This window comes from Streptomyces sp. NPDC058697, from assembly GCF_042715345.1.
Lineage (GTDB): Bacteria > Actinomycetota > Actinomycetes > Streptomycetales > Streptomycetaceae > Streptomyces > Streptomyces liliifuscus.
The window spans coordinates 64035-78054 of record NZ_JBHXSU010000022.1; the positions used below are offsets into that span (position 1 = coordinate 64035).

The 14020-nt window shown below is 71.1% G+C and carries 11 protein-coding genes; 4 read left to right on the top strand and 7 right to left on the bottom strand.

Features of this window, described 5'->3' with window-relative positions:
• Positions 1–83 precede the first annotated feature (83 nt).
• From ACFWXQ_RS36285 to ACFWXQ_RS36295, 3 genes are all read right to left on the bottom strand, one after another.
• Positions 84–1172, bottom strand: coding sequence for an isopenicillin N synthase family dioxygenase (locus ACFWXQ_RS36285; protein WP_383937506.1), 1089 nt, complete (start codon positions 1170–1172; stop codon positions 84–86).
• 530 nt (positions 1173–1702) lie between these two features.
• Positions 1703–2794, bottom strand: a complete 1092-nt coding sequence (locus ACFWXQ_RS36290) for a hypothetical protein (RefSeq protein WP_383937508.1) — start codon at positions 2792–2794, stop codon at positions 1703–1705.
• Positions 2791–3342 (bottom strand): RNA polymerase sigma factor, encoded by a 552-nt coding sequence (locus ACFWXQ_RS36295; protein ID WP_383937509.1) that lies wholly within the window; start codon positions 3340–3342, stop codon positions 2791–2793. Before ACFWXQ_RS36295 ends, ACFWXQ_RS36290 begins: the two co-directional genes overlap by 4 nt.
• Before the next feature lie 257 nt (positions 3343–3599).
• Between ACFWXQ_RS36295 and ACFWXQ_RS36300 the strand changes: the two genes are divergently transcribed.
• Positions 3600–5006 (top strand): PAS domain-containing protein, encoded by a 1407-nt coding sequence (locus ACFWXQ_RS36300; protein ID WP_383937511.1) that lies wholly within the window; start codon positions 3600–3602, stop codon positions 5004–5006.
• Positions 5007–5367: 361 nt separating this feature from the next.
• Here ACFWXQ_RS36300 and ACFWXQ_RS36305 read toward each other — a convergent pair whose 3' ends face one another.
• On the bottom strand, positions 5368–6123 hold the full coding sequence (locus ACFWXQ_RS36305; RefSeq protein ID WP_383937513.1) for an SIS domain-containing protein: 756 nt from the start codon (positions 6121–6123) through the stop codon (positions 5368–5370).
• A 284-nt stretch (positions 6124–6407) separates the two neighbouring features.
• On the opposite strand from ACFWXQ_RS36305, the gene ACFWXQ_RS36310 reads away from it, so the two are divergent.
• Both ACFWXQ_RS36310 and ACFWXQ_RS36315 read left to right on the top strand, forming a co-directional pair.
• A complete protein-coding gene (locus tag ACFWXQ_RS36310; RefSeq protein WP_383937515.1) occupies positions 6408–7100 on the top strand; it encodes a metal-dependent transcriptional regulator in 693 nt (230 codons plus the stop codon).
• A 665-nt stretch (positions 7101–7765) separates the two neighbouring features.
• Positions 7766–8692 carry an alpha/beta fold hydrolase gene (locus tag ACFWXQ_RS36315; protein WP_383937517.1) on the top strand — a complete coding sequence of 309 codons (927 nt, stop codon included), beginning with the start codon at positions 7766–7768 and terminating at the stop codon, positions 8690–8692.
• 224 nt (positions 8693–8916) lie between these two features.
• Here the strand turns inward: ACFWXQ_RS36315 and ACFWXQ_RS36320 are convergent, their stop codons facing one another.
• The 3 genes from ACFWXQ_RS36320 to ACFWXQ_RS36330 all read right to left on the bottom strand — a co-directional run bounded on the left by ACFWXQ_RS36320 (position 8917) and on the right by ACFWXQ_RS36330 (position 12113).
• Entirely contained in the window at positions 8917–10545 is a 1629-nt protein-coding gene (locus tag ACFWXQ_RS36320) for a transporter (protein WP_383937519.1), read from the bottom strand.
• Complete coding sequence (locus tag ACFWXQ_RS36325; protein ID WP_383937521.1) at positions 10542–11336, bottom strand: ABC transporter ATP-binding protein; 795 nt, start codon at positions 11334–11336, stop codon at positions 10542–10544. The genes ACFWXQ_RS36320 and ACFWXQ_RS36325 overlap by 4 nt, the downstream gene beginning before the upstream one ends.
• Before the next feature lie 117 nt (positions 11337–11453).
• A complete protein-coding gene (locus ACFWXQ_RS36330; protein WP_269649468.1) occupies positions 11454–12113 on the bottom strand; it encodes a bifunctional DNA primase/polymerase in 660 nt (219 codons plus the stop codon).
• Between the two features lie 322 nt (positions 12114–12435).
• Between ACFWXQ_RS36330 and ACFWXQ_RS36335 the strand changes: the two genes are divergently transcribed.
• Positions 12436–13821, top strand: a complete 1386-nt coding sequence (locus ACFWXQ_RS36335) for a transcriptional regulator (protein ID WP_200396619.1) — start codon at positions 12436–12438, stop codon at positions 13819–13821.
• Positions 13822–14020 lie beyond the last annotated feature (199 nt).

Below are 14020 nucleotides of genomic sequence, written 5' to 3' on the forward strand. Positions count from 1 at the left end.
TCGGTCCATGTGCGCTCGGCCTATGTGCACACGGCCCATGTGGCGGCTCTCCATGGGGAGCCGCCACACCCGGCTCACGCGGGTCACGCCGGGACCAGCAGCTCCGCGTGATGACGGGCCGCGACCAGCGGATGAGCCCGCAGCTTGCCCTTCAGCTCGTTCCGTCCGTACTCCGCGAAGAGCGGGTTCGCCGGGTCGCTCGTCACCCCGGGCGCGGCGGAGGCGTACGGGAAGGGCAGCGGCTCGATCCGGGCGTCGAGCCGGGGGTTGTAGAAGAAGGGAACGGAGAACCGCTCGGTGGCACCGGCCGGGCTCACCACCCGGTGATTGGTGGCGACGAGATACCCGTCGGTGGCCACTTCGAGCAGCTCACCCAGGTTCACCACGAACGCCCCCGGGATCGGCGGCACGTCATGGAACAGCCCGTCCTCCCGCTGCACCTGCAACCCGCCCACCTGGTCCTGCAACAGCAGCGTCAGGAACCCGTAGTCCTTGTGCGCCCCGACCCCCTGACCGGCACCGTCCCCGGCGCTGCCCGGATACCGGACCAGCTTCAGATGGGGATGGGCCCGCTCGCCGAACACGGGCTCGTAGAAACCGGCGGGCGCGCCGATGGCGGTGAGCAGTTCGCGCAGCAGCCGCGCCGCGACGGAGCTGAGCCGGTCGATCCACGCCAGCGCGGCGGTACGCAGCTCCGGCAGCGCGGCGGGCCACTGGTTGGGCCCCTCCAGCCACCAGTACGCGGGCTCACCGGGGCCCGGTGTCCGGGCGGGCCGTTCCGCTCCTATGTCGAGCTGGTCGCGCCAGTCCCGGCTGCCGCCGGTGCGCTCGTCGCCGGTCCGCGTGTAGCCGCGGAAATGGGGCGAGTTGACGTTGTCGATCGCGAGCCGGTCCGCCTCCGGAAGCGCGAAGAAGCGGTGCATGGCGTCGAGCAGGGCGGCTGTCTCGCCTTCCCCCACCCCGTGCCCCACGAGCTGGAAGAACCCCACGTCGTGCGCGGCACTGTGCAACTGCGCGTGCAGCAGCGCACGCGCCTGCGGCCCGCGGTCGGCCGCGGAGAGATCGATGATCGGAAGCTGCTGGTAGGGCTGATACGGCTGATCCGCCGGGTTCGTCGCCACGTTCAGGTTCGTCGCCACGTTCGGGTTCGTCGCCAAGTTCAGGTTCGTCATGGTGTGCGTCCGCATGGGTTACGGGCCCGGGGCGGCCGCCGAGGGTGGGGCGGGGGCCACAGGTGCCAGGTGAAAGAGCCAAAGGGGGGCTGAGGTCAGGCAGAAAGCCGACAGCCCATGCTCGTGACGCGCACGTAGTCCACGTGTCGGCGTCGAACGAGCATCGGAAGCATGGCGCAAGCCTACTCCGGCTCGCCCAATACGCCAGTGCCGCACCTCACAAACCTGCGAAACGCAGACGACTCGTGACGCAGACGACTCGTGAGGCAGACAACCCTCGACGCAGACGACCCGCGAACTCTGGTTCCCTCCGAGGAGGGAGCCGGCCGGACTTACCGGCGAGCTCGCGGGTCGGGTGACTGCTTGAGATTGGGCCGGCTGCACGCTCGTCTCACGCGCTGGTCCGGCACCGCACTGAATGTGGTGACGGGCCGCTAGCCCGCAGCCACCTCGCTGGTCCGGGTTTCAGACATGTACCCGATCACCTCCTTTCGGCGTGCGACACACACTAGGAACCGGATCCGCATCCCTCAACTGGTTTTCGGGACAGTGACCAGACGGCGGGACATCCCCTGGCCGACCGCAGGTCCGCCGAGGCGGTCGGCCGGGCCGACCTCGAGCCAGAGGTCGTACATCGGGGCCTTGCCGGCCTCGTTCGAGGCCTCCAGGACGCGCGCGGTCTTCGGGTCGACGACGTAGCGCATCACCTCCCAGCGCGTCGCCTTCCCGCCGTCGGGAAAGACCGTCGTCGTCTTCGCCAGGTACCGGAGGGAGGTGCCCTGCCGCCCCTTGTGGTCCTTGGCACCGGGAGTGAGTGTCACCGCCGGACTGTCCGCCATGATCCGGAACAGCGCGGCGCGCAGCTCGGGGCGCGCGGGCGAGTCCCCCAGCAGCCGGGCGGCCTGGTAGAAGCGCATCGAGGCGTCCTTCGGGAAGAGAGCCGCGAGCCGTTTCTGGTCGGTGGGCAGCTTGTCGAGGGCGGACCAGTCGAGGTACTTGTCGCCCACGTGCCACTTGGTCCTGTCCCGCTGCGGATCCAGCTTGCCGGTTGCCTCGTGCTGCTCCCAGGTGCGGCCCGCGCGGTCGAAGTAGACGGTCGACTTCCACTTCGAGCCGGCCTTGTCCCCCTCCGTGCGCACCTTCCAGTACTTCGCCTCCGTCGCCGACGACTCCGCCGAGACCTCCGCCATCTCGTTCAGGAACGTGGCCGCCGCCGAAGCGGTGGTCGCCGGCTTGTCGCCCGCGTCCAGCACGGGATAGACGACCGCGCCCACCGTGATCGCGGCCACCGCCGAGGCGGCGATCAGCACCCGTCGGCGCCGCGAGCCGCGGCTCCTGCGCGCCGCGGTCCACGACGGGTCTCCGGGCCGGAGGACGACCAGGGGATCCTCCGGAGGCGAGAGGGAGGCCCTCGGGCCCTTTCGCCCCGCCACGGCGGTCGACAGCACTCCTTCGGGCGCCGAGGCCGACATCCGCTCGGTCTCGCGATCCGCGACGAGGGCCAGTATTTCGCGTACGGCCGCGATCCTGCCGGGTGACGGCGGGGCCACGGATCCGGCCCCGACCAGCTCGTCGGCGCCCGGGAAGTCGAGAAAGTCGTCGCGTTCCGTCGTATCGGTCACTTCGGGTCTCCGGTCAGGTCGAAGGGCGCGCCCGCGCGCATACGGTTGCGGGCGCGGTGCAGACGGGTGCGGGCCGTCGCGGCGGGGATGCCGACCACGGCCGCGGCCTCGCTCGGTGTCAGCTGCTCCCAGGCGACCAGGAGCAGCAGCTCGCGTTCGTCGGAGGGGAGCCTCGCGAGGAGCTCGCGCAGTCTGGGGGCCACGGCCTCCGCGACGAGCCGGTCGTCCACGGCCTCCCACGGGTCGTCGTCGGTGGACCGCGGGAGGTCCGGGCGCCTCGACGCGAGCCGCCGCCAGTGGGTGGAGAGCACGTTCCTGGCCACGCCGAACAGCCAGGCCCTTACGGAACCGCGGGCCGGGTCGAAACCGCGTCGCGCCGCGTACGCCTGGAGCCACAGCTCGGCGAGCAGATCGTCGGCGGCCCCGGGCGCGCGGCGCGCGAAATAGCCGTGCAGGGCAGCCGAATGCCGCTCCACCAGCGGCTCGAAGGAGGCAGGGTCGCGTGCCGTGCGGCCCAGCAGCTCCTCGTCGCCCAGGCCGGGTGTCATGGGATCTCCGTCTCCGGACCGCCGGTCGGCGGTCTCACCCCGTACTTGGCGAAAGCGGCCGACAGCGTTCGCACCGCCGACCTGGGTCCGATGGGGTCCACACAACGATTTCCTCAATCTTGTGGGAACCAGATGTGGGCTGCGTCACGTTCGAGTTGAATGATTCCTAGTGAGTGATTCGTAGTGAGTGAAGTGAGTGATCAGACGCGCGGGCACACCGCGCAGGACACGCCGACACGGCCTGCAGGGGGTGCCAGGTGAGTGCTTCGCGGCGTAGTGGGACCACGGACGAGCTCGGGCCGCAGGAGCCCGAGCGGGACGGGGCCGATCTGCTCGCCGCTCTGCTCGACGGGATGGACGCGGCGCTGTGCGCGTTCGACGCCGACGGAGTGGTGACGCACTGGAACCGGGAGGCGGAGCGGATCCTCGGCTGGACCGCGGCCGAGGCGGTCGGACGGCAGGGGTTCGCCGGCTGGGCCGTACGGCCCGCGGACGCCGAGGAGGTCGAGGGCCGGCTGCTCTCCGCGATGCAGGCACCCGGACGGCAGGTCCACGAGTTCGCGCTGCTCACCAAGGACGGCGGCCGGGTACTCGTACGGACCCAGTCCGCCGCCGTGCCAGGCCCTGACGGGAAGCCGGCCGGGGTGTACTGCGCCTTCAGCGAGGTGCACGCGCAGATCGATCTGGAGCGTTCGATCGCGCTGAGCGAGGCACTGTTCGACGACGCCTCCTGGGGTGTCGTGCTCGTCGACGCCGATCTGCGGCCCGCCGTCGTCAACGCGCACGCGGCGCGCGCGTTCGGCGCGGGGCGTACGGCCGTACTGGGGCGCCCTCTGGGTGAGCTGCTCGCGCAGGGCGTGGAGGAGCTGGAGAGCGCGCTCACGCACGTCCTCGCGGAGGGCGCTCCGCCCGCGCCCGCCGAGATGTGGGTGACCGTGCGGACCGCCGAGGGCGAACAGCGGCGGTGCTGGCGCAGCGGCTTCCTGCGGCTCGCCTCGCCGCTCGCGGAAGAACCGGTTCCGCTCGGGGTGGGCTGGCTCTTCCAGGATGTGACCGAGGCCAAGCAGACCGAGCAGGAGGCGGCGCTCCTGCGGTTCAGGACCAATCAGCTGCACCGGGCCGCGCGGGCCGCCGCCGAGTGCGAGGACCCGGCGGAGGCGGCGAGTATCCACCTGGACTTCGCGCTGGCCGGCTTCGCCGACCACGCGCTGATCGACCGGGTGGCCGGTGGTGCCGTGCCCGACGGCGAGGGTCCTGTCCGGCTCGTACGGGCCGCCGCCACGCCCTCCGGGGCACCGGGGCCGAGCCTTCCCGCGGGGCGGGCGGGGCTGCCCGTGCGGTACGCCGACGGGCATCCGGCGCTCCAGTGCGTGGAGCGGATCGGGTCCGTGCGTGCCAGTGCGGGGGCTGCGCGGGCGGGGGCCGGGGCGAGTGAGCCCGGGCGGGCGCGGGAGTGGGCCGTTGCCCGGCAGTGGCCGCCGGACTCCGTCCATGCCCTGTGTGCGGTGCTGCGCAGTCGGGGGCGGACGTTGGGTGTCGTCACGTTTCTGCGTGGGTCCAGTCGTACGCAGTTCGAGCGGCTCGATGCCACGTACGCGGAGGATGTCGCCGTCCGGATCGCGACGGCGCTGGACCTGGCGGAGACGCTGGACCGGAGGGGGTGAGCGGGTTTCCTCGCCCCCGCCGCCCCTACCCATTCCCGTCCCTGCCTCAGGGGCTCCGCCCCCGAACCCCCGTATCGCGCTACCGCGCTCGTCCTCAAACGCCGGACGGGCTGAGGGGGTGGGTGGGGGCTGATGGGGGTGGGTGGGTTGACCGTGGGTGGGTGGGAGATCGGCCTGGCGGCCTCGTCCTCAAACGCCGGACGGGCTGGTTGGTGCTGGGCGGGCTGGGGATTGCGGGGAGGGCACGTGGCCAGTTGGCTGGGCGGGCTGGAAAGGCGGCGTAGCCGGTCTTTAGGGGCGCGGGGAACTGCGCGATCAGCCACTGACGGCCCGCAGGTTCAGTACCGCCCCCTCCGGAGGATCAACGGCGGTAGAAGATCCGGTCCCCGTACTCCTCGAACACGCGGCCGTTCCACTCGTGGCCGCCGTCCACGTTGCCGGAGCGCAGGAGTGGGGGCTCGATGCCGCGGTCCGCGAGGGTGCCCGCCGCCGTGGCCATGACGGCCTGGAGGAGGGCGGAGGTCACGACCGTGGAGGCGGGCGCGAAGGGCGCCGGGACCGTGTCGAGCGTGAGCTCCGCGTCGCCGATCGCGATCTTCGAGTCGAGGACGACGTCGCAGTGGTCCTTCAGATACGTACCCGAGGTGTGCCGGGACTTCGTCTCGGTGGCGTACGCGACCGACGTGACCCCGATGACCTTGAGGCCCAGCGCACGGGCGTTCATCGCCATCTCCACGGGCAGGGCGTTGCGCCCGGAGAGGGAGACGATCACGAGTACGTCGCCGGCACGGGCCGGGCTGGAGTCGAGGACGGCGCTCGCCAGCCCGTCGACCCGCTCCAGCGCCGAGCCCAGCGTCGCTGGCATGACGTCCACCCCGACGGCACCCGGCACGGCGAGCAGGTTCATCAGCGCGAGGCCGCCCGCCCGGTACACGAGGTCCTGCGCGGCCAGCGACGAGTGCCCGGCGCCGAACGCGAAGAGCCGCCCGCCGTCGGCGACCGTGTCGGCGATCAGCGTCCCGGCCGCCTCGACGGCCCCGGCCTCCTCGTCCCGCACCCGCTGCAGCAGGCCGATCGCGGCGTCGAAGAACTGCCCGGCCAGCTTGCTGTCGCCCATGCGCGCAGCCCTCTCTCCCCGTCCACACCCGGTCGTGTCGCGGATCACGTTGCGGTCTGGACCAGTGCCGTGTCAATACGGCCGGCAGGGGCGACACTGGGTGCTGAGGGCCCCCGTTCCCGCCCGGCCGAGCTCATGGTCCGGCCGTTCGCGCCGGCACTCTTCACCACGCGGTTTCACCTGCGCGGCACGGTTGTCAGTGGGATGCGTCAGAATTGGTGCCAGGGCCAGCGCACACGCCGGTGAGCCACTCAGCCTCCGGCAGAGCTAATCGAGGGGCACGTATGTCCGGACTGATCGACACCACGGAGATGTATCTCCGCACCATCCTCGAGCTGGAGGAGGAAGGTGTGGTCCCCATGCGCGCCCGGATCGCCGAGCGGCTCGACCAGAGCGGGCCCACGGTCAGCCAGACCGTGGCACGCATGGAGCGAGACGGCCTGGTGTCCGTCGCCAGCGACCGGCACCTGGAGCTCACGGACGAGGGCCGCCGGCTCGCCACGCGCGTGATGCGCAAGCACCGCCTCGCCGAGTGTCTGCTCGTCGACGTGATCGGTCTGGAGTGGGAGCAGGTGCACGCCGAGGCCTGCCGCTGGGAGCACGTGATGAGCGAGGCCGTCGAGCGGCGCGTGCTCGAACTGCTGCGTCACCCCACCGAGTCGCCGTACGGGAACCCGATCCCGGGCCTGGAGGAGTTGGGCGAGAAGGACAGCGCGGACCCGTTCCTGGACGCGGGCATGGTGTCGCTGGCCGATCTCGACCCCGGTATCGACGGCAAGACGGTCGTCGTGCGTCGCATCGGTGAGCCGATCCAGACGGACGCGCAGCTGATGTACACGCTGCGGAGGGCGGGCGTGCAGCCCGGGTCCGTCGTCAGCGTGACGGAGTCCGCGGGCGGGGTACTGGTGGGCAGTGGCGGTGAGGCGGCGGAGCTGGAGTCGGATGTGGCGTCGCACGTGTTCGTCGCCAAGCGGTAGCGCTCCGCTTGGCTGCAGGTTCTTCGTCTGCGGGTCGGTGGGGGCTTGTCGCGCAGTTCCCCGCGCCCCTGAAGGGCGCTCCAGTGCGCCCCGCCGACTTCGCGAACCCGTCATCAACTCCCGTAACACACAACCCAGTTGTCCCACCTCGGTGTTCGCTCAGAAATGAAGATTCAGTGCGCGGAATCGCAGCGGCCGGACCGTTTGCGTGCGAGGCTGTCGCGAGAGGCATATGACCTGAGGGCTCTTGACCGTGGCGGCAGCGGCGCCGGTGCGCGGTCGGGGAGGGGGCGGGAGGATGTGCCGCGGACATGAGGAGGGCCCCGGCGCCCTGAGGCGCCGGGGCCTGTCCTCCCCTGTGCTGACCCGGAGCCCCGAGCTCCCAGGGTCATTCCCCACGGACCGTTTTCCCCGAGCGGCCCGCCTCCCGTTGAAGATCTCCCCTCGGCGGCGGCGGTCAATCCTTGAGCGAGGTCACTCGAAGGAGGGGTGTTGCCGCCAAGACCCCCATCTTCGAATGCGCATTCGATAGCGTATGGGTGACGGAACCACTACGGATTACGCAGGAAGAACCAGCAGGAGCACCGGTACGACCAGCGGTACGAGTGGGCCGGCCGGTTCGTGCGGGACGACCCGGCCGAGCGGATCAAGGGGGGTGCCAACGTATGGTGCGGCGCATCGACGTGAGCGGTGCGGGTGGCGTACGCCTCGCGGCCTGGGAGTTCGCCGACTCTCCCAAGATCGACCCTGCGAGGGGCGACCCCTCCGGGACCGGCACCCCGTCCGGTGAAGCCGGGACCGGGACCACGCCCGGGGAGATCGGGCGTGCACCCGGCGTGCTGTTACTGCACGGCCTCATGGGCCGTGCATCCCACTGGGCGCCCACCGCCCGCTGGCTCTCCGAGCGGCATCGTGCCGTCGCCCTCGATCAGCGGGGCCACGGCCAGAGCGACAAGCCGCCCCAGGCCTCCTACACCCGCGAGGCGTACGTCGAGGACGCCGAGGCCGCCCTCGAACAGCTCGGCCTCGGCCCGGCCGTCCTCATCGGTCACGCCATGGGCGCCCTGACCGCCTGGCAGCTCGCCGCCAAGCGACCGGACCTCGTGCGCGGCCTGGTCATCTGCGACATGCGGGCCTCGGCGCTGGGAGCCGCCTCGCAGCGCGAGTGGGAGAACTGGTTCAAGGCCTGGCCGGTCCCGTTCGCCACACTCGCCGACGTACGGAAGTGGTTCGGCGAGGACGACCCCTGGGTGGAGCGCCCGAACCCGTCACGCGGTGAGTTCTACGCCGAGGTGATGGCCGAGTCGCCGGACGGCTGGCGTCCCGTCTTCGAGCCCGAGCAGATGCTCAAGTCCCGCGAGACCTGGGTGTACGACGCGCACTGGGAGGAGTTGACGCAGGTCCGGTGCCCCGCGCTCGTGGTGCGTGGGCTCGACGGTGAGCTTGGCCGGGCCGAGTCCCAGGAGATGGTCCGGGTTCTGCCGAACGGGCAGTATGCGGAGGTGGCCGATGCGGGGCATCTTGTCCACTATGACCAGCCGGAGGCTTGGCGGGCGGCGGTTGAGCCGTTCCTGGACGAGGCGCTTCGCTAGGCGCGCCTGGGCAAGATGGAGCCGTTGTACCGCGGGTGGTATGTCGCCTGCCGCCCGCTGGGGGCTGGTCGCGCAGTTCCCCGCGCCCCTAAAAGCAAGAGACTGCGCAGTTCCCCGCGCCCCCAAGAACAAAAGACTGGGCAGGTCCCCGTGCCCCTGAAAGTAAAAGACTGCGCAGTTCCCCGCGCCCCTGGAAAAACAGGGCGCGGGCCCATGTCGGGCGGTCAGCCCTTGCTTACCGCCGTCAGGATTTCCGGTAGTTGTCGGGCTGTTCGTGGTGCGGCGAGGTGGAGGCCTGCCAGGGCGATCGCCGCGCCGTAGGCGGTGCCGATCGGGAGGATGAGCCAGGTCCAGTCCTCGCCGTTCGACGAGACGTTCAGCCAGATGGTGAGGGTGATGACGGGGGCGCACAGCAGGGCCGCCGCGATCATGCCGCCGAAGATCGAGAATCCGGCGAGGCTCGCCTGGCCGGGAGCCACGTTCTTGTAGCTCTCCTGCGGGATCGAGTACGGAAAGCGGGCGGAGGACCAGGCCCCGGTCGCCAGCATCGCGCCGAGCAGCGCGAACGACAGGCCGAACACCTCGGGCAGCGCGGCCCAGTCGCCGAGCAGCGCCGTCGTGAGGACGCACACGAGGGCCGCGTACGGAAGGGTGATCACCAGGAGCGCCAACGCCCGTGCCCGCAGCTCGACATACGCGTCCCTGGTCGACGAGATCGTCATCGCGACCATCCAGAACGCGGACGTGTCCTGCCCGAACTGGTTGTACATCTGGATGCCGAGCATGCCCGCCGCGAAGCACGCGAAGTAGATCGAGCCGGTGCCCTGCAGCGCGTTGAACACCGGCACGATCAGACCGATCGCGAGCGAGGTCACCCACGCGGCCTTGGTCTTCGGGTCCCGCCACACGTACCGCAGGCTGCGCTCCATGACCGTGCCCGTGCGCCCCGCGGGCAGCAGCCGGCCGAGCCCGGAGGAACGGCCCGCCTTGTCCCGGGAGGGCTCGGCGGCCTGCAGCGTCGAGCCGTCCGGCGAGGTCATCAGCCGGGTCAGACTCCGCTGCCAGAAGGCCAGCAGCACCGCAAGCGCCACCCCGCTCAGAGCGAGCTGGGCGAGGCCGACGGCGTACGAACCCTCGCTGACGGAGTCCACCGCGCCGAGCGCCGACGCGGGCGGCACCCAGCGCACCACGTCGGCCGCCGGGTCCAGCGTGGACATGCCCGACGAATTGAGCTTCTGCGCCCCGAAGTTGACGACCTGCGCGCCCACCGCGATCACCAGACCGCTCAGGACGGCCAGGTCGCGGCCCTTGCGGCTGGTCAGCAGCCGGGTGTTGGCGGTCGCAATGGTCCGCGCGAGGGCCACGCACACCAGGAGCGCGAGGACGACCGCGACGACCCCGGTGACGTACGCCGCCGCCCCGTGCGCCATCGCGATGACCGAACCGACGAGCAGGCACAGCGTGAACAGCGGGCCTATGCCGACCAGCGAGGCCACCAGCAACGCGCGTACGAGCGGCTGCGGGCGCAGTGGCAGCATCACCAGGCGGGTCGGGTCGAGGGTCTCGTCGCCGCCGGAGAAGAAGAGCGGCATCACGGCCCAGCCGAGCGCCAGTACGGCGGTGAGCAGCACCGTCACGGTCATCGCGTAGGTGTTGCCGCGCAGCGCGATCAGCCCGATGAGCTGGAGCGCGGCGAACAGCAGCACGATGACGAGCGACGCCACGTACACGGCCCGCCGCCCCGACGACTGCCGCAGCCCGTTGCGCAGCAGCGACAGCTTCAGTCGTACGACGACGGGGGTGAGGGAGGCGGTCGAGGTGGTGGCGGCCTTCGTGGCGGTCGCGGCGGTCATCGGGCGCCGCCGCCCAGCCAGTCGAGGTCGGAGCCGGTGTCGCGGGCGTTCGCCCCGACGAGTTCCAGGAAGGCATGCTGGAGGGAGGGCGCCTCGCCGCGCACCTCGGTGAGCGGGCCGTGGGCGCGGATGCGGCCCGCGGCCATCACGGCGACCCAGTCGCACAGCGACTCGACGAGCTCCATCACATGGGAGGAGAAGACGACGGTCGCGCCGGAGGCGGTGTAGCGCTCCAGGACACCGCGGATCGTCTGCGCGGAGACCGGGTCGACCCCCTCGAACGGCTCGTCCAGGAACAGCACTTCCGGGTTGTGCAGCAGAGCGGCCGCGAGCCCGATCTTCTTGCGCATGCCGGTCGAGTAGTCGACGACGAGTTTGTGCTGGGCGCCGGCGAGGTCGAGCACATCGAGCAGCTGGGTGACCCGCTTGTCGACCTCCACACCGGGCAGTCCGCGCAGCCGCCCCGTGTACGCGAGGAGTTCCCGCCCCGAGAGCCGCTCGAAGAGCCGCAGCCCCTCGGGCAGGACCCCGATCCGGGCCTTGACCTCCGTGGGGTCGCGCCACACATCGTGCCCGACGACCTCCACGGACCCCTGATCGGGCCGCAGCAGCCCGGTCACCATCGACAGCGTCGTGGTCTTCCCCGCCCCGTTGGGCCCGACCAGCCCGATGAACTGCCCCGCGGGCAACTCCAGATCGATCCCCGCAACGGCAACCTGCTCCCCGAACCGCTTCCAAAGCCCCCGCACCCGCACGGCCACCGCATCATCCACCCGCACTCCCTCCACCATGCAGGGCACGATACGGGTCGGGTCCGACAGGGGGTGCCCCTTCAGGGGCGCGGGGAACTGCGCGACCAGCCCACGACAACCCGCAGACGGCAGATCACACCAAACCCGAACGGCGCCTCACCGTCGAGCGTCCCGCCCGCAGGCGTAAGCCAAGGGCGAGATCAACTCCTCCGCATCCGGCAGCCACCGATTCGCAGGAGTAGGCCGACAGGCCCACTGCACAGCCCCCCGAGCCCCGAACCGCGTAGGCGGCGCAGCCACATACGTACCTTCGCCCAGCACATTCAGATCAAGAGAAGCAAGCGGCCACCCGAGCTTGCGCACAAGATCAGGCACCTTCACAGCGGCACCCGGCAACACGAAGAACTGCATCCGCCGATCCGGCGTACACGTCACCGGCCCGAGCGTCAGCTCCATCCGCCTCATCCGGGCGAGCGCGAGAAACCCCGAGGTCTCAGGGACGTCGATCGCGTCGAACGTCCGCCCCGTGGGCAGCAGGATCGACGCCGACGGCTGCTTCGCCCACAGCCGCCGCGCGACGGTCGCACTGCCCGTGGCCTGCGTCGCCCAGTCCTCACGCGCCGGATGCGCGCCGGGCACGGCGCACGAGGGCTCGCCGCACGAGCAGCGCTGCACCCCGTCGGCGGCTTCCAGCCAAGTGCCTGGGAACACGTCCCAATGGCGCTCTTCGGCATAGCGCACGGCGATGTCCTGCAGCGACTCGCCTCGCTGCTTCGGGATCTGGGCGGTCTCGGTGCCTGCGATCGTCTCTTCCACGCTGAACTCAACTCCCGCACCCACCAGGGGTTACGGCTCACACGCGCGCGGGGGAGGAGCACCGATTCCACACGTGGGGCGCATGGATGCATCTGTGGGGGCGCGCATGGGAGGCGGCAGCGGGGGGTGGGTAGCCACCGGAGGGGCGGGCAGCAGCCTTTACCCCGGCAATCCTCACATGTCTCGCATCTTCGGTATGTCCGCGGGGCATTGATCTTCGAGGCCGGATCTTTTCGCCCCGCAGGGGTGCGGGAGGTCCCGGTCACTGAGGACTCGTCAACTCGGTGCGTGGGCAGGCACCGCAGCCACAGGGGGTACGCCAATGGCCGCAAGGCCTCTCGTCGCGCGGCAGCCGAACGAACGACTGCAGGCGCTCATCCAGGAAGCGGGCTGTTCCAATGCCGGGCTGGCCCGCCGGGTCAACATGTGCGGCGCGGAGCACGGTCTCGATCTGCGTTACGACAAGACGTCCGTGGCGCGCTGGCTGCGAGGACAGCAGCCGCGCGGGCGGGCGCCCGCGATCATCGCCGAGGCGCTCGGCCGCAAGCTGGGCCGGACCGTCACGATCGACGAGATCGGCATGGCGAACGGCAAGAACCTCGCCTCCGGGGTGGGGCTGCAGTTCTCACCGACCGTCCTAGGGGCGATCGAGCAGGTCTGCGAGCTGTGGCGCAGCGACGTGGGGCGGCGGGACTTCCTGTCCGGCTCGTCCGTCGCGGCCTCAGCCCTCGTCGAGCCGAGCCGGGACTGGCTGATCTCCTCGCCGGACGCGCAGGTGTCGCGGGCGGCCGGGCCGCGGGTCGGGCAGTCCGACGTGGCGGCGGTGACCGCGATGACGCAGGCGCTGGTCGACCTCGACCACCAGTACGGCAGCGGGCATGTGCGCCCGGTCGTCGTGCACTACCTGAACAGTGTCGTCTCCGGGCTGCTGGCGGGCTCGTACCGGGAAGCGGTCGGGCGTGAACTCTTCGCGGCGGTCGCGCGGTTGACGGAGCTGGCCGGCTACATGGCGGTCGACACCGGACAGCCGGGGCTCGCGCAGCGGTACTACATCCAGGCGCTGCGGCTCGCACAGGCGGCGGGCGACCGCGGGTACGGCGGGTACGTGCTCGCCGCGTCCATGAGCCACCTGGCCGCGCAGCTCGGGAATCCGCGCGAGATCGCCCAGTTGGCGCGTGCGGCGCAGGAGGGGGCGCGCGGGCGGGTCACACCGCGCGCGGAGTCGATGTTCCACGCCGCGGAGGCACGGGGGCACGCGTTGATGGGCGACGCGCGCTCGGCACAGGCGGCGTCCGGGCGGGCCGTGGCGGCGCTGGAGCAGGCCGATCCGGATTCCGGCGACGACCCGCGGTGGATCGCGCACTTCGACGAGGCGTATCTGGCCGACGAGTTGGCGCATTGTCACCGTGACCTCGGGCAGTCGGAGGCGGCCGCGCGATGCGCCCAGGAGTCCCTCGCCGGGCACCCCGAGACGCGCGCGAGGCGCCGCGCCATCGGGTACGTACTGCTCGCCACCGCGCAGGTCCAGCAGCGCGAGGTCGAGCAGGCCTGCAACACGGGCCTGCGTGCCGTCGAACTGCTCGGCACGCTGCGGTCCAACCGCGGGGCGGAGTATCTGGACGACTTCCAACAGCGCCTGGATCCCTACCGGGACGAGCCGGTGGTACGGGAGTTCGGGGCGCGCATGGAGTTGCAGGCGGCGGCCTGATTCCGCCTGATCCGTCGGACAGGCCTGAGGTCTACGCGGGAGTGAACGCCGGGTGAATGGAGGGCTGTGAGACGAAAGGAGGCATAACCAGCGTCTTGGGGGGCGGATTCGTTACTGCCGCCCCCGGAGACGGCTGTCACGGCCTGTGCTGCGTGGCATCGGGTTGTGGGGACCCGGTAGCGTGAACCGACGATTCCGA

What these genes read in the sequence shown, in the direction of transcription:
- ACFWXQ_RS36285 (WP_383937506.1), bottom strand. Translation starts at nt 1,172, where the DNA reads ATGACGAACCTGAACTTGGCGACGAACCCGAACGTGGCGACGAACCTG.
- ACFWXQ_RS36295 (WP_383937509.1), bottom strand. Translation starts at nt 3,342, where the DNA reads ATGACACCCGGCCTGGGCGACGAGGAGCTGCTGGGCCGCACGGCACGC.
- ACFWXQ_RS36305 (WP_383937513.1), bottom strand. Translation starts at nt 6,123, where the DNA reads ATGGGCGACAGCAAGCTGGCCGGGCAGTTCTTCGACGCCGCGATCGGC.
- ACFWXQ_RS36310 (WP_383937515.1), top strand. Translation starts at nt 6,408, where the DNA reads ATGTCCGGACTGATCGACACCACGGAGATGTATCTCCGCACCATCCTC.
- ACFWXQ_RS36315 (WP_383937517.1), top strand. Translation starts at nt 7,766, where the DNA reads ATGGTGCGGCGCATCGACGTGAGCGGTGCGGGTGGCGTACGCCTCGCG.
- ACFWXQ_RS36320 (WP_383937519.1), bottom strand. Translation starts at nt 10,545, where the DNA reads ATGACCGCCGCGACCGCCACGAAGGCCGCCACCACCTCGACCGCCTCC.
- ACFWXQ_RS36325 (WP_383937521.1), bottom strand. Translation starts at nt 11,336, where the DNA reads ATGGTGGAGGGAGTGCGGGTGGATGATGCGGTGGCCGTGCGGGTGCGG.
- ACFWXQ_RS36335 (WP_200396619.1), top strand. Translation starts at nt 12,436, where the DNA reads ATGGCCGCAAGGCCTCTCGTCGCGCGGCAGCCGAACGAACGACTGCAG.